The sequence below is a fragment of the Sphingomonas sp. NIC1 genome, assembly GCF_001638925.1.
Taxonomy (GTDB): domain Bacteria; phylum Pseudomonadota; class Alphaproteobacteria; order Sphingomonadales; family Sphingomonadaceae; genus Sphingomonas; species Sphingomonas aquatilis.
The window spans coordinates 3,041,029-3,059,876 of sequence record NZ_CP015521.1 but is presented as its reverse complement, the minus strand read 5'-3'; the positions used below and the strand labels follow the sequence as shown (position 1 = coordinate 3,059,876).

Sequence of the window (18,848 nt, the reverse complement as noted above, 5' to 3'; positions counted from 1 at the left end):
CACGTCCGGGGCGTGAGGAGTATCGGCCATGTCGCAAGCCCTGTCCCACCCGATCGACGGCCGTGCCGAGCCGCGCGACGAGGTGCATCATCGATGCCGTGCCGTGCTGACCGATCGTCGGACGCTGTCGGTGCTGGCGGTGAACCTGTCACCGCAGGGCGTGATGATCCGCAGCGACGCCGAGGTGAGCGTCGGCGAATGGCTGCGCGTGACGCTGCCCGTGGTCGGCGAGATGCAGGCGGCCGTGCGCTGGGCGCTTGGCGGCCGGATCGGCTGCCAGTTCGAAAAGGCGATACCGGCGAACCAATATCACGCCGTCCTGGGCGCGATGCAGGGCTGACCTGCTCGCCCCTTACCCCGATCGCAGGAGCGCCACGCCAGCGTCGCGATCGAACAGATACAAGGCGATTCGCGCCGCCTGTCCCCGCGGTCCCTCCAGCCCGCCATCGCGATCGATCAGCAACCGGGCGTCGTCCTGCGCGCAGTGGAGCAGGTCGCTGAGCATCTCAGGCAGCGCCAGACGAAACGTTACCTCGCCCGACTGGCGCGTACCGAGCAATTCGCCGCCGCCACGCAGGCGCAGATCCTCTTCCGCGATGCGGAAGCCGTCGTTCGTTTCGCGCATCAGCGCCAGCCGCGCGCGCGACGTCTCGCTGAGCGACGCGCCACGCAGCAGCAGGCAGCGCGACAGGCCGCCGCCACGCCCCACCCGACCGCGCAGCTGGTGGAGCTGGGCAAGGCCGAAGCGATCGGCATGTTCGATCACGATCAGCGTGGCATTGGGCACGTCGACCCCCACCTCGATCACCGTCGTCGCGACGAGAACGGACAGGCGGTTGCCGGCAAACGCCTCCATCACCGCATCCTTTTCGGGCGGCTTCATCCGGCCATGGACGACGCCGATCTTGTCTCCGAACCGCGCGCGCAGCGATTCGGCGCGCATTTCGGCGGCGGCGAGGTCGCTCTTTTCGCTCTCCTCGACCAAAGGGCAGACCCAATAGGCCTGGCCGCCGTCGGAGATATGGCGACCGATCGCGTTGACGACCTCGTCCAGCCGATCCTCGGACACGACGCGCGTCTCGATCGGTTCGCGGCCGGGCGGCATTTCGTCGAGGCGGCTGACGTCCATCTCGCCATATTGGGCCAGCGTCAGCGTGCGCGGGATCGGGGTCGCGGTCATCGCCAGCAGGTGCGGCGGCGCCTTGCCCTTGGCCTGAAGCATCATCCGCTCGGCGACGCCGAACCGGTGCTGCTCGTCGACCACGACCAGCGCGAGGTCGCGATAGCCCACCGCTTCCTGGAAGATCGCGTGCGTGCCGACGAGGATATCGATCTCGCCGCTCGCCAGCGCCATCAGCGTCGCCTCGCGCGCGCGGCCCTTGTCGCGGCCGGTGAGCACGGCGATGTTCACGTCGACGCCGGACAGCAATTTGCGCAGCGTCTCGTAATGCTGGCGCGCGAGGATTTCGGTCGGCGCGAGCATCGCACCCTGCGCGCCGGCCTCGACCGCGATCAGGAGGCTCATCGCCGCGACCAGCGTCTTGCCCGACCCGACGTCGCCTTGCAGCAAGCGCAGCATTGGCGCGGTCTGGGCGAGGTCGCCCTCGATCTCGGCGATGCTGCGCGATTGCGCGCCGGTGGGCCTGTAGGGCAGCCGCAGCTGGTCACGTAGACGATGGTCGCCGACGAGCGCCCTGCCCCGCCGCTTGCGCGTGTCCGCCCGCACCAGCGTCATCGCCAGCTGGTTGGCGAAGATCTCGTCATAGGCCAGCCGTTCGCGCGCCATTTTGTCGGCCGGGTCGGCATGGATGCGGGCGAGCGCGTCGCGCCAGTCGGGCCAACCGCGCTTCGCCTTCAGGCTGGGGTCGATCCATTCGGGTAGATCGGGCGCCCGCTCGATCGCCTGCGCGGCGAACCCGGCAAGGCGGCGGGACGTCATGCCTTCCGACAGCGGATAGATCGCCTCGCGTTCGCGGAACGGTTCGTCGGGCTCTCCCAGATCGGGATGGATGATCTGGAGCGTCTCGCCATAGCTTTCGAGCTTGCCCGACACGCGGCGCGGCTCGTTCAGCGGCAGCAGCTTCTTCACCCAGCCCGACGACCCGCCGAAATAGACGAGGGAGACGTAATTGCCCTTCGCATCGGTCGCCTGCACACGCGTCGGGCCGCGACCGGTGCTGGTGCGATAATCGCGCGGGGTCAGTGTGATCGCGATGATGCGACCGGCGTCGGCGACGTCCAGCTCTTCGCGGGGCAGACGATCGATCCAGCCGCTCGGCAGGTGAAAGGCGACGTCGACCACGCGCGCCAGCCCCAGCCGGTCAAGCGGCTTGGCGAGCGCAGGCCCCACGCCTTTCAGCGCGGTGACCTCGGCGAACAGCGGATTGAGGATGGCGGGACGCATGACTACATGACCCCTCTAGCCTACCCGACCGATGCCGTCAGCATCCGCCGGGCTATTCGTATTGGATGACCTATGGATCACGCCACCCGCTTGAAGCGCCTGAAATTCCGCGCCTGGCATCGCGGCACGAAAGAGGCGGATCTGATGATCGGCGGCTTCTTCGATGCGCATGGCGCGGGGTGGGCGCCCGAACAGCTCGACTGGTTCGAGGCGCTGTTGGAGGAACAGGACGTCGATATCATGGCCTGGGCGATCGGATCGATGCCCTGCCCGCCGGAATGGGAGGGCGACATGATGATGCAGATGCGCTCGCTGAGCTACGTGCCGGTGGCGGAGTGAGAGCGGGCTGAGCTCGCCCCACACCCTTCGTCACCCCGGACTCGTTCCGGGGTCCACTCCGCGGCGAGGGGAATAGCCTGAGCCTCTTGCCTTTCCTTTGCGGCCCGGTGGACCCCGGAACAAGTCCGGGGTGACGATAGATTTGGGCAGCCGTTCGCCCGTAAGTCGCCTGCCTTCTTCAAGGACCATGATGCCCGACCTCAAAACGATCCTGACCGCCAAGACGCCGCTGACGCTGTCGGGCGTGCCCGCCGGGTTCCAGCCGTCGCTGCTCGCCGACCTCGCCCGCGCGGCGAAGGGGCGTGCGGTGTTCATCGCGCCGGACGATGCCGCGATGCGCGCGGTGGCGGCGACGGCGCCGTTCTTCGCGCCCGAGCTGGAGGTGATCGTCTTCCCGGCCTGGGACTGCCTGCCCTATGATCGCGCCTCGCCGACGCTGCGGATCATGGCGGAGCGGATCGCGGCGCTCTACCGGTTGCAGCGCCCGGCCAAGGGTCCGCAACTCGTCCTGACGACCGCCAATGCGGCGACGCAGCGCGTGCTGACGCCGTTCCGGATACGCCAGCTGGTGGCGACGCTGGAACCGGGCGCGCGGATCGATCGCGACGATCTGGCCAAGCTGCTCCAGGCGAACGGCTATGTCCGCACCGAAACCGTCCACGACCAGGGCGAATATGCCGTGCGCGGCGGCATCGTCGATCTGTATCCGAGCGGGGAAGAGCAGGCCTTGCGCCTCGACTTCTTCGGCGACGAGATCGAGACGGTGCGCACGTTCAGCCCCGAGGATCAGCGCACCACCGGGCGCATCGACGGCTTCACGCTGCTGCCTGCGTCCGAGGCGTTGCTTGACGAGGAATCGATCAAGCGCTTCCGTACGCGCTATCGCGACAAGTTCGGCGCGACCGCGACCGGCGATCCGCTGTATCAGGCGATCAGCGACGGACGGCGCCTTGCCGGCATGGAGCATTGGCTGCCGCTGTTCGAGGACAAATTGGCGACGCTGTTCGACCATCTGTCCGCCGACGATGTGATCGTGCGCGACTTCGGCGTGCCCGGCGCGGTCGAGGGCCGGATGGAGGCGATCGCCGATTATTACGAAAACCGCCAGCGCGCCGAGGCTGCGCAGCCCGGCAGCTATCGGCCGCTCGCCGCCAAGACCCTGTACCTCGACGCCAAGGAATGGGCCGCGGGGCTGGAGGCATGCCACGCGCACCTGACCACGCCCTTCCACGAACCCGAAAGCGCGAGTGTGCTCGATTTCGGCGTCGACGGCGCGCGCGATTTCGCGCCCGAGCGGTCGGGCGGTGCGAACGTCTACGAAGCCGTCGTCAAGCACCTTGGCGCGTTGCGCAAGCAGGGCAAGAAGCCGGTCCTCGCCAGCTATTCGATCGGCGCGCGCGAGCGGCTGGGCAATCTGCTGAAGGATCACGGCCTCAACGGCGCCAAGGCGGCGGACAGCTGGCATGAGGCGCTGGGCATCGCCGATACGTCGAAGAGTGCCGGTGTCGCGCTGGTCGTGCTACCGCTCGACCACGGCTTCACCGCCCCCGACGTCGCGGTACTGACCGAGCAGGACATGCTCGGCGACCGGCTGGTGCGGCGGGCGAAGCGCAAGAAGTCGGCGGACGCCTTCCTTGCCGAATTGGCGACGCTGACGCCGGGCGACCTCGTCGTCCATGCCGATCATGGCATCGGCAAATATCTGGGGCTGACCTCGATCCCCGTCGGCCAGTCGCCGCATGATTGCGTCGCGGTCGAATATGCCGGTGGCGACAAATTGTTCGTGCCGGTCGAGAATCTCGAGGTCCTGTCGCGCTACGGCAGTAGCGAAGAGGGCGCGAGCCTGGACCGACTGGGTGGCGAGGCGTGGCAGCGGCGCAAGTCGAAGATGAAGGAGCGCATCCGCGAGATCGCGGGTGAGCTTATCAAGACCGCCGCCGAACGCGCGCTGCATCCGGGTGACGTGCTGGAGCCCGATCCCGCCGGTTATCCGAGCTTCGTCGATCGCTTCCCCTATGCCGAAACGGACGATCAGGATCGCGCGATCGAGGATGTGCTGGGCGACCTCGGCGCCGGCCGTCCGATGGACCGGCTGATCGTCGGCGACGTCGGGTTCGGGAAGACCGAGATCGCGCTACGCGCCGCCTTCGTCGCGGCGATGGCGGGCAAGCAGGTCGCGGTCGTCTGCCCGACGACGTTGCTCGCGCGCCAGCATTTCAACAATTTCAGCGCGCGGTTCGAAGGCTTTCCGATGAACATCGGTCGCCTCAGCCGCCTCGTGCCCGCGGCCGAGGCGAAGCGGGTCAAGGAGGGGCTGGCAGACGGCAGCATCGACGTCGTCATCGGCACGCATGCGCTGCTGGCAAAGGCGATCGATTTCAAGCGCCTGGGCCTCGTCATCGTCGACGAGGAACAGCGCTTCGGCGTCACGCACAAGGAGCGGCTGAAGGCGCTGCGGGCGGACGTGCATATGCTCACCCTCACCGCAACGCCGATCCCGCGCACGTTGCAGATGGCGATGAGCGGCATCCGCGAACTGTCGGTCATCCAGACCCCGCCGGTCGATCGCCTCGCGGTGCGCACCTATGTCATCCCCTGGGACCCGGTGGTGCTACGCGAGGCTCTCTTGCGCGAACATTATCGCGGCGGGCAGAGCTTCATCGTCACGCCGCGCGTCGCCGACCTGCCCGACCTGGAGGAATATCTCCGCAACGAGGTGCCCGAGGTCCGCTACGTCATCGCGCATGGCCAGATGAGCGCGACCGAGGTCGAGGAGCGGATGAGCGCTTTCTACGACAAGAAGTTCGAGGTGCTCGTCTCGACCACGATTATCGAAAGCGGCATCGACATTGCGTCGGCGAACACGATGATCGTCAATCGCGCCGACCGCTTCGGCCTCGCCCAGCTGTACCAGCTGCGCGGCCGTGTCGGCCGGTCGAAGACGCGCGCCTATGCCTATCTGGTGACGCCGCCCGAACGGATGATGACCGACACGGCAGAGAAGCGGCTGAAGGTCCTGTCCGATCTCGACAGCCTGGGCGCAGGGTTCCAGCTCGCCAGCCACGACCTCGACATTCGCGGCGCGGGCAATCTGCTCGGCGACGAACAATCGGGGCATATCAAGGAAGTTGGCTACGAACTCTACCAATCCATGTTGGAAGAGGCGATCATGGACGCCAAGGCCGGCGGGCTGAAGAGCGACCGTCTGCGCGACTTCTCGCCGCAAATTACCGTCGACGCGCCGATCCTGATCCCCGACGATTACGTGCCCGACCTTGACCTTCGGATGGGCCTGTACCGCCGCCTCAACGAGCTGGAGGACAATCGCGAGATCGAAGCCTTTGCCGCCGAGATGATCGACCGCTTCGGTCCGCTGCCCGATGCGACCGAGAACCTCATCAAGGTGATCGAGATCAAGCTCAATGCGCGCAAGGCCTGCATCGCCAAGATGGATGTGGGGCCGCGGGGCGTGCTGGTCGGCTTCCACGACGATACGCCGCCGAACGTCGCTGGGCTGCTCGCCTATGTCGAGCGGCTCAACGGCGTCGCCAAGCTGCGCCCCGACAGCAAGCTGGTGCTGCAGCGGGCGTGGCCGGACGCCAAGTCGCGCCTGCATGGGGCGTTGCAACTGTCGAAGGGGCTGGCGAAAGCGGCGGGGTAACGGCGATTTTCCCGGGTTTCGGGCTCAGCTGCTGTGGTCGGCGATGATCTTCCAGCCGCGAGCCTGCTTCTCGAACAGCAGCGACGTCACGCCCTTGTCGCTGCGGCCATCGGGATAGGCCAGCTGCCATTCCGCCCAGAGCATGCGGTGGGTCGTATCCACCGTCCGCGCGCCGAGGATCCGGAACGAGAGCGCGCCGCGCTTGCTCGTATCGGCGCCATAGCTTTTGTCATAGCGCGCCGCGATCGCCGCCTTGCCGCGGACGAGGCCGTTCTTCGTCACGAACACCGCGTCGTCGGCGTAGATCGCGAGGAAGCGGGGCATGTCCCCGGCGCTCCAGCCTGCCGCGCTGTCCGCCAGCGCTGCCTCGATCGCCGCCTGCGCATCCTGCACCGGGGCCGGCAATGCCAGCGCCGCCACGATGATCAGCATGTCCCGTCTCCCACCATCGCTGCAAGTGCCGCGTCATCCAGTGCGGGCGCGAGCAGGAAGCCCTGGTAGAAGGCGCAGCCCTCCGCTGCCAGCAGCTGCCGCTGCGTGTCGGTTTCGATCCCCTCCGCCACGACGGCGAGGCCCAGCGAGCGCGCCAGCGTCATCACCGCGCGTACCACGCCGCGGTGGCGCCGCGTCCGTTCGATCCCCAGCGCCAGCGCCTTGTCGAGCTTGAGGTAATCGAGCGGCAGCGTGGTGAGATAGGCGAGGCTGGAATAGCCCGTGCCGAAATCGTCGAGCGCCACGCGCAGCCCCGCCGCGCGCAGATCGGTGAGGATCGCCGCCGCGCGATCGAGATTGTGGATCGCGCCACTCTCCGTCACCTCGACGGTCAGCCGGTCGCACGCCACGCCGCTGGCGCCGACGCGCCGCAGGAAGGAATAGGCGAAACCCGGCCGGCCGAGGTCGCCGGCGGTGATGTTGAGCGCGACGCGCACATGCGACAGCGATTCAGGCCACGCGGCAATCCGCGCCAACACCAGCCCCTGGATATGATCGGACAGGACGAGGCCGAGATCGGCACGCTCCGCCGCGGCAAACAGCACGTCGGCACCCAGTGGCCCAAGCCGCCCATGCCGCCAGCGTGCCAGTGCCTCGACCCCGGTGATTCGCCGCGAATCGATTCGCGCCTGCGGCTGGAACAGGATGTCGATCTCGTCGCGCTCGATCGCGAAGTGCAGGTCGATGGCGAGCGAATCGATCGGCGCGGTGTGCTCGGGTCCCGCGACGCGGATCGTCGGCCCGTCGCTGGCCTTCGCCGACACCAATGCCTCCGCGGCGCGGTGGAGCAGGCTGGCGGCATCGTCGCCCGGTGCGCTCTCCGCCAGGCTCCAGCGACTGCCCAGCACCGCCTGTCGCCCCCCGACCGCAATGGGTCGCGACAGGGCGCCATCGAGGGCACGTGCGAGGCCGACCAGCGCGCCCTGCTCCGCCACCGCCGCGACGACGATATCGCCGCCGCGCGGCGCGCCGACCACCGCATCGTCGCCCAGCAGCTCCGCGGCCATCGCACGGACCTGACGATGCGCCTCGACGATTAGCGCGTCGCCCACCGCACGACCCCGCGCGGCATTCAGGATATCGAGCCGCGACAGCGCGATCCTGACGATGCCAACCTGACGCCCGGCTTCGAGCCAGGCCGAAATCGGTTCGCTGACGTCTTCCGGATCGGCGCGCAGCCCGAACGCCGGGCCGCGCCGCTCGCCCTGATGGCGGGTCGCGTGCCGGGCCGCAAAGCGCAAGGCGAGCTGGATATCGGCCGGATCGCCCGTCTCGCGCAGGAAATGCGTCGCGCCCGCGGCGTACAGCTGGTCGAGCGTATCGCCGTCGTCGGTCAGCACCAGCAGCGCCGCGCCGGTCGCGGCGATCAGGCCGCCCAGCGCGCGGACCGCCGCCAGACCGGCCGCCGGCGCCTTTCGCCCATCGACCAGGATCACCGCCGCGCCACTTGCCAGCGCCCGCGCGACCAGTTCACGCCCGCCGGTATCGACGACCGGCGCCCAGCCGTCGTCCTGCGCCAGCGCCGCGAGCGCTGCTGCATCATCGTCCTGCGCGACGATGAACAATCGTGTGCTGTCGGTAACGGTCCCCATTCCCTTCCTGCCTAAGCGCCCGGGGGTTAACCGACAATGCTGTGTCACGGTGAAGCGGGCTTAACGGAACGGACTTGTCGGCGGATGGTTGTCAGCTTAGCCCCATGTCATGACCAGCGCCCTTGCCCCCTCCGCCGACCCGCTGGTCGATCCACAGGGACGGACGATCCGCTACCTGCGGATCTCCGTCACCGATCGGTGCGACCTGCGCTGCCGCTATTGCATGGCGGAGCAGATGACCTTTCTGCCCCGTGCTAAGCTGCTGACCCTCGACGAAATCGCGATCATCGCCGAACGCTTTATCGCGCGCGGCGTAACCAAGATCCGCCTGTCGGGCGGCGAGCCGCTGGTGCGCCGCGACGTCGCCGATCTAGTTCAGCGGCTGGGCCGGCACGTGGGGGCAGGACTCGACGAGCTGACGATGACGACCAACGGTACGCGGCTCGCGCAGCACGCCGACGCGCTGGTTGATGCCGGGATCCGGCGGATCAACGTGAGTCTCGACAGCCTCGACCCCGATCGCTTCCGCTACATCACGCGGCACGGCGACCTGACGCAGGTGCTGGACGGCATCGCTGCCGCGAAGCGCGCCGGCCTGGCGGTAAAGATCAACGCCGTCGCGCTCGCGGGCCTCAATGAAGACGAAATTCCGGCGATGCTGCAATGGTGCATCGACGAGGGCCACGACCTGTCGCTGATCGAGACGATGCCGCTGGGCGCGGTGGATGAGGATCGTACCGACCGCTTCGTGCCGTTGACCCGCGTGTTCGATGCGCTGTCGGCACGCTTTCCGTTGTATCGCGCCACGCATCGCACCGGCGGACCGGCGCGCTATTGGCAGGTCGAGGGCACCGCCACCCGCCTCGGCCTGATCTCGCCACTCACCGCCAATTTTTGCGACGGTTGCAACCGCGTACGGCTGACGACCGAGGGCAAACTCTATATGTGTCTGGGGCATGACGATCAGGTCGACCTCAAGGCAGCGCTGCGTGACGGCGGGATCGATGGCCTGGATGCCGCGATCGATCGCGGTTTGCTGCGCAAGCCCGCCCGGCACGATTTCCGCATCGCGGCGGGCGCGGCGCCTGCGGTGGCGCGCCATATGAGCGTGACCGGGGGATGACCGATTATCAGCGGCGGGCGCTGGTCGCCTCGCCCACGGCCCCTGCCCGCGCCGCTGCCGCCGAGCTGGCGGACGCCGCCGACTGGGTCGATCCGGCGGAGGCCGACGTCATCATCGCGCTGGGCGGCGATGGCTTCATGCTCCAGACGCTGCATGGCCTCCTCGATCGGCGGCGCCCGCCCGTGCCCGTCTTCGGGATGAACCTCGGCACGGTCGGCTTCATGATGAACGAATGGCGCCGCCACGGCATCGACGAGCGGCTGGCACGCGCCAAGCCGTTCAAGGTGTCGCCGCTCGCCGCCACCGTCACCGGCATCGACGGCCGCGTCCATCAGGCGCCGGCGATCAACGAAGTCTCGCTGTTGCGCGAAACCCGCCAGACCGCAAAGCTCGAGGTGACCGTCAACGAACGCGTCGTCATGCCGGAACTGGCGTGCGACGGTATTCTCGTCGCCACGCCGGCGGGGTCGACCGCCTATAATTTGTCCGCGCAGGGTCCCATTCTGCCGCTGGGGTCGAACATGCTGGCGCTGACGCCGATCAGCCCGTTTCGCCCGCGGCGCTGGCGCGGCGCGATCCTGCCCGACAAGGCGCGCATCTCGCTGCGCGTGCTCGATGCCGCCAAGCGGCCGGTATCCGCCGTCGCCGACCAGCGCGAATTCCGCGACGTCGCCGAAGTCAGCGTCGCAATCGACCGCGCGCGCGAGCTGACCTTGTTGTTCGACCCCGAACATGCGCTCGACGACCGTATCACGATGGAGCAATTCATCGCCTGAGCCGCCAATGCCGCACGAAGCTGTGGAAAACTCGCTTTAACGGGTTGCGCCGCAAAAATTCGTGGGTATAGACGCCCTCCACGACGCAGCGTTCCCTGATAGCTCAGCGGTAGAGCTCTCGACTGTTAATCGAGCGGCCGTAGGTTCGAATCCTACTCAGGGAGCCATTTTCACCCACATCGTCAGCGTCTTCTGCGCAGCCGGGCAGCGAAATCGCTTGCACCGGCTTCGACTCGTCCGCATCATGCCCCGATGCGAGAAGCGATCAACGCTTCCGCTGGAGAGGCTTTGCTATGATCTTTCTGGAAGTGGCGATCGGCGCCATGGCCGCCGCCCTGTTGACCGTCCCCGTACTGATGGCCGTCACCGCCAAGAAGCCCGTCGACAGCGAATAATTTTCCGACGGATAGGGATCGGCCGCAACGCCGCGCGTGCGCCGTCCCGCGCTCGTCGACCCGGCTCCATTGCAAACGTCCAGTGCGTGGCGCCCCCTTGGCGGCTGTCGTGCGCGCTAGGAGGCGACTAGATAGGCACCGCTTGCCTAGTTTTCCGCGATCGTCGCGGGCAAGGTCGGCATGAGCGAAACTGAACGCCGCGATGCAACGGATTTTGCGCGGGCATCGTCTTTATCCTTTGGCGCGGTCAGGGTCCAAACGCGGCGGCAGCGCGTTAGAAACGGAACTGAAGCGCGAAAAGGAGCCAACATGCATCAGTCGGTCGGCACGCTGACGATCCAGACGCGCCGCAAAGGGTTGGTCGACATCACCGCGCCCGTCCGCGAGTGGCTGACGGCGCAGGGAATCAGCGAAGGCCTGCTCACACTGTTCTGCCGGCATACCTCGGCCTCACTCGTCATCCAGGAAAATGCCGCACCGGCCGTCCGCCGCGACATGGAGGCCTATTTCGATCGACTCGCGCCCGAAAGTGGCGCGTACGAACCTGACGACGAAGGGCCGGACGATATGCCCGCGCATTTGAAGGCGGCGCTAACCGGCGTTCAGCTGTCGATACCCGTTGCAGATGGCGAACCGATGCTAGGGAAGTGGCAGGGTATCTATCTGTTCGAACACCGGATTACGCCCCATCGGCGCAGCGTCGCCTTGCATGTCATCGGCGCGTGATCGCGACGAAACGTTGCCGGACGGAGCCAAGTCGTTCATCGCTCGTTCGGACGGAAGTGGATATACGCGCGGGGTTCGCCGCACCCGCGCGCGAATGGAGTATTGGTGTCATGATGCATCTTGGCCGCAAGGCTATGGTCGCGGCGCTCGCCGCCTCCACGTTGATGGTCGCGGGCTGCGCGACCGAAACCACCTATCGTCCCGCCACCGGGCAGGGTTTCAACCGCACCGGCTACAGCGACCGACAGATCGAGCCGGGTCGCTTCCTGGTCAATTTCGCCGGCAATAGCGTGACGTCGCGCGACACGGTCGAACGATATCTGCTGTTCCGTGCCGCGGAACTGACGTTGCAGAACGGCTATGACTATTTCGTGATGGCCAACCGCGACACCGATCTGCAGTCGCGCACCTACACGACGCCGGGCATTGGCGGCGGCTGGGGCTATGGTGGCTTCGGCGGCTATTGGGGACCGTCGTGGCGCTATTACGGCCGCGGGTTCGGCTGGCGCACCTGGGACCCATGGTTCGGCGGTGGCTTCGGCCCCTGGGGTAACGATTTCGATATCCGCACGATCGATCGCTACGAAGCGAGCGCCGAGATCGTGATGCGCAAGGGCCCGATCCCGCGTGACAACCTGCGCGCCTTCGACGCCCGCGCGGTGGTCAACAGCATCGGCCCGAGCGTGGTGCTGCCGAAGTAAGACTGCTTCAGATGTAACGAAAAGGCCGGGTCACCGCAGGGTGGCCCGGCCTTTTCGTGTGTAGCGGCTGCCAATATCACCCGTCACTCCGGACGTGTTCCGGGGTCCGCTGGGCCGCGGGGGCAGCGCTGGAGGCTCCAACGCCCCCTTGCCGCACGGTGGACCCCGGAACGAGTCCGGGGTGACGGGGGTATTTGAAAGCGTCCCCGCCCCTTACACCGTCACCGCGCCGTGGCAGTGCTTGTACTTGCGTCCCGAACCGCAGGGGCACGGCGCGTTGCGGTTCACGCGGCCGTCCCACAGCTCCGGATTGTCGCCCAACTCCGTCGGCACATCCGGCTGCATCATCTGCATCGGCGGGATTTGCGCGGTGATGCGCCCCATCGTGCCCGCATCGATGTCGTTCGAATCGTCCTCGCCCGTGAACGGGTCGAAGTGCGTGGTGATGAAGTCGGGCAGTTCGGGCAGATCGGTCGGCAGCGGCTGCAGCTGGAATTGCGCATGCGCGATCGTCTTCGTCACGTCCTCACGGATCGCGTCGAGCATCCGCTGGAACAGGCTGAAGGCCTCCTGCTTATACTCGTTGATCGGCGTCTTCTGCGCATAGGCGCGCAGGTGGACGACCTGGCGCAGCGCGTCGAGCGTCGCCAGATGCTCCTTCCAGTGATGGTCCAGGTTCTGGAGCAAGATCGACTTTTCGACCTGCGTCCACGTCTCCGGCTCCAGCTCCGCAGACTTGGCGGCGATGGCGGCGTCGGCGGCTTCCTGCACGCGCTCTTCGACGATCTCGGGATCGATCGCCTCCTCCTTCAGCCAGTCGTCGATCGGCAGGTCGAGGTTGAGCACGTCGACCAGACCGGCCTTCATGCCCTCGATATCCCATTGCTCGGGATAGCTGTTGGGCGGGCACGCACCGCCGACGATCACGTTGACCGTCTCGGCACGCATATCGGTAACGACATCACCCACCGCGTCGGCATCCATGATGTCGGCGCGCTGTTCGTAGATGACCTTGCGCTGGTCGTTCATCACGTCGTCATATTCGACGACCTGCTTGCGGATGTCGTAGTTGCGCGCCTCGACCTTCTTCTGCGCGGTCTCGATCGCCTTCGACAGCCATTTGCTGCCGATCGCCTCGCCATCCTCGATGTTCGAGCGCATCATGCGCGCGAACAGCGTGTCCGGCCCGAAGATGCGCAGCAGATCGTCGTCGAGGCTGAGGTAGAAACGCGACAGACCCGGATCGCCCTGGCGGCCAGACCGGCCGCGCAGCTGGTTGTCGATGCGGCGCGATTCGTGGCGTTCGGTGCCGAGCACGAACAGACCGCCTGCGGCGAGCACCTCCTGCTTCTCGACCTCGATCTCCGCGCGGATGCGCGTCGCCTCGGCTTCATATTCGGGCGTGCCCTCGACCAGGTCCGGATGCTCGTCGAGCATGCGGAATTCGAGGTTGCCGCCGAGTTTGATGTCGGTGCCGCGGCCCGCCATGTTGGTTGCGATCGTGACGGCGGCCTTGCGGCCCGCCTGCGCCACGATATGCGCCTCCATCTCGTGGTAGCGCGCGTTCAGCACCTTATGCTCGACGCCCTCCTGGACCAGGAATTCGCTGAGCAGTTCGGACTTTTCGATCGACACCGTGCCGACCAGCACCGGCTGGCCCAGCGCGGCATGTTCGCGAATCTTCTTGGCGATCGCGCGGAACTTGTCGTTGGTATCCTTATAGAATTCGTCTTCCTCGTCGATCCGCTGCACCGGCACGTTGGTGGGGATCGTCACGACGTTCATCTTGTAGATGTCGTAGAATTCGGCCGCCTCGGTCGCCGCGGTGCCGGTCATGCCGGCAAGCTTCGGATACATGCGGAAATAATTCTGGAAGGTGATCGAGGCCATCGTCTGGTTCTCGGGCTCGATCGTGACACCCTCCTTCGCCTCGACCGCCTGGTGCAGGCCGTCGGACCAGCGGCGCCCGTCCATCATGCGGCCGGTAAACTCGTCGATGATGACGACCTTGCCGTCCTTGACGATATAATCGGTGTCCGCCTTGAACATCATGTTCGCGCGCAGCGACTGATTAAGGTGATGGACGACCTGCGTGTTCTCGAAATCGTACAGGTTCGCGCCCTGCAGCAGGCCCGCGGCTTCCAGCAAACGCTCGGCGCGTTCGGTCCCGTCTTCGGTCAGGATGATCGTCTTCTGCTTCTCATCCTTCTCGTAATCGTCGGGGGTCAGCTGCTTCACGATCGCGTCGACGCTCATGTACAGCTCCGACTTGTCGTCGGTCGGCCCTGAGATGATCAGCGGCGTGCGCGCTTCATCGATCAGCACCGAATCGACCTCATCGACGATGGCCATGGCAAAAGCGCGCTGCACCATGCTGCTGCGCTCATACTTCATGTTGTCGCGCAGATAGTCGAAGCCGAACTCGTTGTTCGTGCCGTAGGTGATGTCGCTGTTATAGGCAGCGCGGCGCTGTTCGTCGGTCAGGTTCGGGATGATGACGCCGACCGTCAGGCCGAGGAAACGATACACCTGCCCCATCCACTCCGCGTCGCGCGCGGCGAGATAGTCGTTCACGGTGATGACGTGGACGCCATCGCCCGGCAGCGCGTTGAGATAGGTGGCCAGCGTCGCGACCAGCGTCTTGCCCTCACCCGTGCGCATCTCGGCGATCTCGCCGCGATGGAGCACGATGCCGCCGATCATCTGCACGTCGAAGTGACGCATGCCGAGCACGCGCACCGCCGCCTCGCGCACCGTCGCGAAGGCTTCGGGCAACAGATCGTCGAGCTTGGTGCCGTTCGCCAGCTGCTCGCGGAACTTGGCGGTCTGGCCCGCCAGTTCCTCGTCGGACAGCGCCTGAAGCTGCGGTTCGAACGCAGCGATTTTATGGACGATGCTGCCCAGCGACTTCACGTAACGATCGTTGGAGGACCCGAAAATGGACTTGGCAAGGCCGCCGAACATAGGCTGATTCCTGATGATTGTGCGCGCGCGCACGGACGAAGGGCGCGCAGCGTCGAGTGCATGAAAAGATGGGGTCGGCCGTGGCCGAAGCAACGCACGCGCTCGCTATTCGCGCCGGCGGCTCGCAAAAAGAGGCTCGACCGCGGGCAGCGCAAGCACGGTCGTGACGCCCAGATCAGCCAGCGCGGTCAGCCCCGGCACCCGCTGTTGCGGCCGGCTGGCGGCGCGAGCGGCCCGTACCTCGGCCTGCACGCTCGCCACGATCCCCGCCGCGGCATGCGCCGCCACCGGCGCACGCACCGCAGAGGCGCCGCCGGTCAGGGCGGACAGCAGCGCGGAAAGGAGCAGCAGCAGGTTCACGGGGGCAGTCCCTATTGCAGATGCGGTCCGTCGTCCATCCGCATCCGTCCGTCGCATCTCATTCGAAACTCACGCTCGACGTCATTCGGCGATGAATGATCGCCTTGATGGGTTTGCCGGCGCGAACATACCCGACGCCCATTGGCGTACCTGGAGGGTTCTGTGCGCAGGGGTCTGTGGGCATGTACGTCGGCTTTGCCTCGATCACGCGACAACTTTCCACCCTACCATCGAACCCCACGGTGATCGCTACGTCGGCAACGTAATCTTCCATGGTGGTCGTCGCGACATCAATCGGCTTCGTGGGGGTGAAGGGCTGGCCGATCGAAACGGCGGAATCACCCTCTGGGATCTTCCAGACGATTCGGCGCTCGAATGTCCGGCCGGATGGACCGGGAACGAATTGCGCGCGAGCGACCAAAGTGGCGCATGTGCCCTCATCAAGACGTGCGTACCCGCTCGAACTCACGATCTGGCAGGCCGTCACGCGGCCCGTCGAACCGACGACGAGCCGAACGGCGACCGTACCGGCTTCGCGCGCCCGCAGGGATGCCGGCGGATAATCAGCGTAGCCGATCCAGTCGGCCGGATTGTTTGCCGGTTCCGCCTTCGCGCTCGCCGCAGCATTATCTTGGCCCGGCAGAGCCGCGCCGGTCAGCGTGAGAGATGCTACCAGCGCCATCGCTTTCGAAACCATCGTCCTCCCCTTTTCAACTGTCATCGTTCCGTCGTTGAAGCCGCCACGCGAGCTTCTATAGGCTTGAGACATGACAGATCATGCCCGTTCGCCGCTAGCCCCCGCCTCCTTCCCCGCTCTGCCCGCCATCGCCGGGGTCACCCCGCATGTCGCCCGCGCGCGGTACAAGGCGTGGGATCGCTGCGACCTGACCTTCGTGACGCTGACCGAGGGCACCAGCGTGGCGGGCGTGCTGACGCAAAGCAAATGCCCCTCGCCGGAAGTCGAATGGTGCCGGCAGGCGCTGCCCCTCGGCCAGGCGCGTGCGCTGGTCGTCAATGCCGGCAATTCCAACGCCTTCACCGGCAACCGCGGCCGCGCGGCGGTGGAGGCGATCGCAGCGCGCACCGCGCAGCACGTCGGTTGCCAACCGTCCGACGTGTTCGTCGCCTCGACCGGGGTCATCGGCGTGCCGCTGCCGATCGACAAGGCAGAAGCGGGCCTCGACGCCGCCTTCGCCGCGACCCCGTGCGATTGGCAGGCGGTGGCGGAGACGATCGGCACCACCGACACCTATCCGAAAGGCGCGATGACCACCGCGATCGTCGATGGCCGGACCGTCACGCTGGTCGGCATCATCAAGGGATCGGGCATGATCGCGCCGGACATGGCGACGATGCTCGGCTTCGTCTTCACCGATGCGGCGGTTGCGCCGGGCTTTCTGCAAGGCGCGCTGGCGGCGGCGAATGGCAAGACCTTCTCGTGCATCACGGTGGATGGCGATACGTCGACCAGCGACACGGTCCTCGCCTTCGCGACGGGCGCGGCGGGCAATGCCCCGATCGAGAGCAGCGACAGCGCGGGCGCCGATGCCTTCGCCGCTGCGCTCGCCGACCTCTGCCACCAGCTCGCGATGCTGGTCGTCCGCGATGGCGAGGGCGCGACCAAGCTGATCGAGATCGCGGTCGAGGGCGCGGAGAGCGACCGGTCCGCGCACCGCATCGCCATGTCGATCGCCAATTCGCCGCTGGTGAAGACCGCGATCGCGGGCGAGGATGCCAATTGGGGCCGCGTCGTGATGGCGGTGGGCAAGGCGGGCGAACCCGCCGAACGCGACCGTCTGTCGATCCGTTTCGGCGACACGCAGGTTGCGCAGGCCGGCCTTGCGGTCGAGGGCTATGACGAGGCGCCGGTCGCTGCGCACCTCAAGGGCCAGCATATCGAAATCGGGGTCGACATCGGCCTGGGCGATGGCACCGCCACGGTTTGGACCTGCGACCTGACGCACGGCTACATCTCGATCAACGCCGATTACAGGAGCTGACATGCACCACCCGCACCATGATGCCGTCGTCCAGCTGATGCGGCGCGTCGCGGCCGAGATCGTCCTGCCGCGCTTCCGCAACCTTGCCGCCGACGAGGTGGAGGAAAAGGCCGCGGACGACATGGTGACGATCGCCGATCGGCTGAGCGAGGAAGCGCTCACCGCCGGCCTCGTCGCGATCGACGCATCGGCGCGGGTGGTGGGTGAAGAAGCGGTGGCGGCGGATGCGACGTTGCTCGACGGCATCGATCAGGGCCGGGTGTGGATCGTCGATCCGATCGACGGCACCAACAATTACGCGAGCGGCAAGACGCCGTTCGGCATCATGATCGCGCTCGCCGAGGACGGCGAGGTGCTGGCGGGCTGGATCCTCGATCCCGTCGCAGACCGGCTATGCCATACCGTCGCCGGCGGCGGCGCGTTCATCGACGATGTCGCGGTAACGACACGTCCCCGTACGGACGAACGCCCCGTGCTGGGCGTGCCGACCTATTTCCTCGACGGTACGGAGCAGGCCGATTTGGCGGCTCGGGCGGGGGACGACTGGACGCTCCACCCGATGCCGCGCTGTGCGGCGGAGCAATATCCGCGGCTGGTGCTGGGGGTGGACGATGCCGCCATCTTCCAGCGCTCGCTGCCCTGGGATCATGCCGCCGGCGCGCTATTCCTCACCGAAGCGGGCGGTGTGGTGCGTCAGCTGAATGGCAGCCCATACCGCATCGGCGATCCCCGCGACGTGATGATCGCCGCGGCGAGCGAGGCGATGTGGGAGCGGGCGGTGGGGCTGGTCCGCGAGGACGCCTGAGGCCACCCTACCAACCCGTTCGCCCTGAACCTGTCGAAGGGTGGCTTTCCGCAAGCGTCGCGCTCGTGGCACGCGCCCTTCGACAGGCTCAGGGCGAACGGTAGGAGGACAAAGGGCGGACCATCAGGCCCGCCCCTCGCCGACTTACGCCAGCTCGCCCTCAAGCCAGGCCTTCAGCCGGCCCTTGGGCTCGGCCCCGACCTTGGTCGCCGCGGGCGCGCCGCCCTTGAACAGGATCATCGTCGGGATGCCGCGCACGCCATAACGGCCCGGCGCATCGGGATTGTCGTCGATGTTGAGCTTGGCGATCGTCACCTTCTCGCCCAGCTCTTCGGACAGTTCTTCGAGGCTCGGCCCGATCATCTTGCACGGGCCGCACCATTCGGCCCAGAAATCGACGAGTACGGGGCCATCGGCCTTGAGGACGTCGGCGTCAAAGCTGGCGTCGGTGATCTGTTTGGTAGCCATGAATATCTCCTTTGCTGTCCATCTAGGATGGCGTGCCGCCCG

The 18,848-nt window shown here is 66.7% G+C and carries 16 protein-coding genes and 1 tRNA gene; 10 read left to right on the top strand and 7 right to left on the bottom strand.

Annotated features, from left to right (window positions below; all coding sequences use genetic code 11):
- Window positions 1–28: 28 nt before the first annotated feature.
- Entirely contained in the window at window positions 29–340 is a 312-nt protein-coding gene (locus A7E77_RS14390; RefSeq protein WP_063689010.1) for a PilZ domain-containing protein, read from the top strand.
- Between the two features lie 12 nt (window positions 341–352).
- On the opposite strand, the gene recG is transcribed toward A7E77_RS14390, so the two are convergent.
- Window positions 353–2,404 (bottom strand): ATP-dependent DNA helicase RecG, encoded by a 2,052-nt coding sequence (gene recG, locus A7E77_RS14385; protein WP_063689008.1) that lies wholly within the window; start codon window positions 2,402–2,404, stop codon window positions 353–355.
- 72 nt (window positions 2,405–2,476) lie between these two features.
- On the opposite strand from recG, the gene A7E77_RS14380 reads away from it, so the two are divergent.
- A complete protein-coding gene (locus tag A7E77_RS14380) occupies window positions 2,477–2,743 on the top strand; it encodes a succinate dehydrogenase assembly factor 2 (RefSeq protein ID WP_063689005.1) in 267 nt (88 codons plus the stop codon).
- A 190-nt stretch (window positions 2,744–2,933) separates the two neighbouring features.
- On the top strand, window positions 2,934–6,404 hold the full coding sequence (mfd, locus tag A7E77_RS14375; RefSeq protein WP_063690016.1) for a transcription-repair coupling factor: 3,471 nt from the start codon (window positions 2,934–2,936) through the stop codon (window positions 6,402–6,404).
- 24 nt (window positions 6,405–6,428) lie between these two features.
- Here the strand turns inward: mfd and A7E77_RS14370 are convergent, their stop codons facing one another.
- Window positions 6,429–6,836 carry a YybH family protein gene (locus A7E77_RS14370; protein ID WP_063689001.1) on the bottom strand — a complete coding sequence of 136 codons (408 nt, stop codon included), beginning with the start codon at window positions 6,834–6,836 and terminating at the stop codon, window positions 6,429–6,431.
- Window positions 6,830–8,488, bottom strand: a complete 1,659-nt coding sequence (locus A7E77_RS14365; protein ID WP_063688998.1) for a GGDEF domain-containing phosphodiesterase — start codon at window positions 8,486–8,488, stop codon at window positions 6,830–6,832. Before A7E77_RS14365 ends, A7E77_RS14370 begins: the two co-directional genes overlap by 7 nt.
- A gap of 109 nt (window positions 8,489–8,597) precedes the next feature.
- Between A7E77_RS14365 and moaA the strand changes: the two genes are divergently transcribed.
- From moaA to A7E77_RS14340, 5 genes are all read left to right on the top strand, one after another.
- Window positions 8,598–9,611 carry a GTP 3',8-cyclase MoaA gene (moaA, locus tag A7E77_RS14360; protein ID WP_063688996.1) on the top strand — a complete coding sequence of 338 codons (1,014 nt, stop codon included), beginning with the start codon at window positions 8,598–8,600 and terminating at the stop codon, window positions 9,609–9,611.
- Window positions 9,608–10,387, top strand: coding sequence for an NAD kinase (locus A7E77_RS14355; protein WP_017978688.1), 780 nt, complete (start codon window positions 9,608–9,610; stop codon window positions 10,385–10,387). The genes moaA and A7E77_RS14355 overlap by 4 nt, the downstream gene beginning before the upstream one ends.
- A gap of 92 nt (window positions 10,388–10,479) precedes the next feature.
- Window positions 10,480–10,554 (top strand) — tRNA-Asn (locus A7E77_RS14350).
- Window positions 10,555–11,091: 537 nt separating this feature from the next.
- Entirely contained in the window at window positions 11,092–11,508 is a 417-nt protein-coding gene (locus A7E77_RS14345) for a secondary thiamine-phosphate synthase enzyme YjbQ (RefSeq protein WP_063688993.1), read from the top strand.
- A gap of 110 nt (window positions 11,509–11,618) precedes the next feature.
- On the top strand, window positions 11,619–12,209 hold the full coding sequence (locus A7E77_RS14340; RefSeq protein ID WP_017978685.1) for a CC0125/CC1285 family lipoprotein: 591 nt from the start codon (window positions 11,619–11,621) through the stop codon (window positions 12,207–12,209).
- A gap of 213 nt (window positions 12,210–12,422) precedes the next feature.
- Here A7E77_RS14340 and secA read toward each other — a convergent pair whose 3' ends face one another.
- The 3 genes from secA to A7E77_RS14325 form a co-directional block, all read right to left on the bottom strand.
- Complete coding sequence (secA, locus tag A7E77_RS14335) at window positions 12,423–15,173, bottom strand: preprotein translocase subunit SecA (RefSeq protein ID WP_063688990.1); 2,751 nt, start codon at window positions 15,171–15,173, stop codon at window positions 12,423–12,425.
- Between the two features lie 105 nt (window positions 15,174–15,278).
- Entirely contained in the window at window positions 15,279–15,533 is a 255-nt protein-coding gene (locus A7E77_RS14330) for a hypothetical protein (RefSeq protein WP_063688987.1), read from the bottom strand.
- A gap of 58 nt (window positions 15,534–15,591) precedes the next feature.
- The gene (locus tag A7E77_RS14325; protein WP_226341763.1) at window positions 15,592–16,302 is read right to left on the bottom strand and encodes an energy transducer TonB; all 711 of its coding nucleotides are present in this window, start codon (window positions 16,300–16,302) and stop codon (window positions 15,592–15,594) included.
- Here A7E77_RS14325 and argJ point away from each other — a divergent pair.
- Together argJ and A7E77_RS14315 are read left to right on the top strand one after the other, a co-directional pair.
- Window positions 16,301–17,533: a bifunctional glutamate N-acetyltransferase/amino-acid acetyltransferase ArgJ gene (argJ, locus tag A7E77_RS14320; protein WP_063688981.1), complete on the top strand. Its 1,233-nt coding sequence runs from the start codon at window positions 16,301–16,303 to the stop codon at window positions 17,531–17,533. The genes A7E77_RS14325 and argJ overlap by 2 nt on opposite strands.
- Before the next feature lies 1 nt (window position 17,534).
- Entirely contained in the window at window positions 17,535–18,338 is an 804-nt protein-coding gene (locus A7E77_RS14315) for an inositol monophosphatase family protein (protein ID WP_063688979.1), read from the top strand.
- Between the two features lie 144 nt (window positions 18,339–18,482).
- Here A7E77_RS14315 and trxA read toward each other — a convergent pair whose 3' ends face one another.
- On the bottom strand, window positions 18,483–18,806 hold the full coding sequence (gene trxA / locus A7E77_RS14310; protein WP_017978679.1) for a thioredoxin TrxA: 324 nt from the start codon (window positions 18,804–18,806) through the stop codon (window positions 18,483–18,485).
- Window positions 18,807–18,848: the final 42 nt, after the last annotated feature.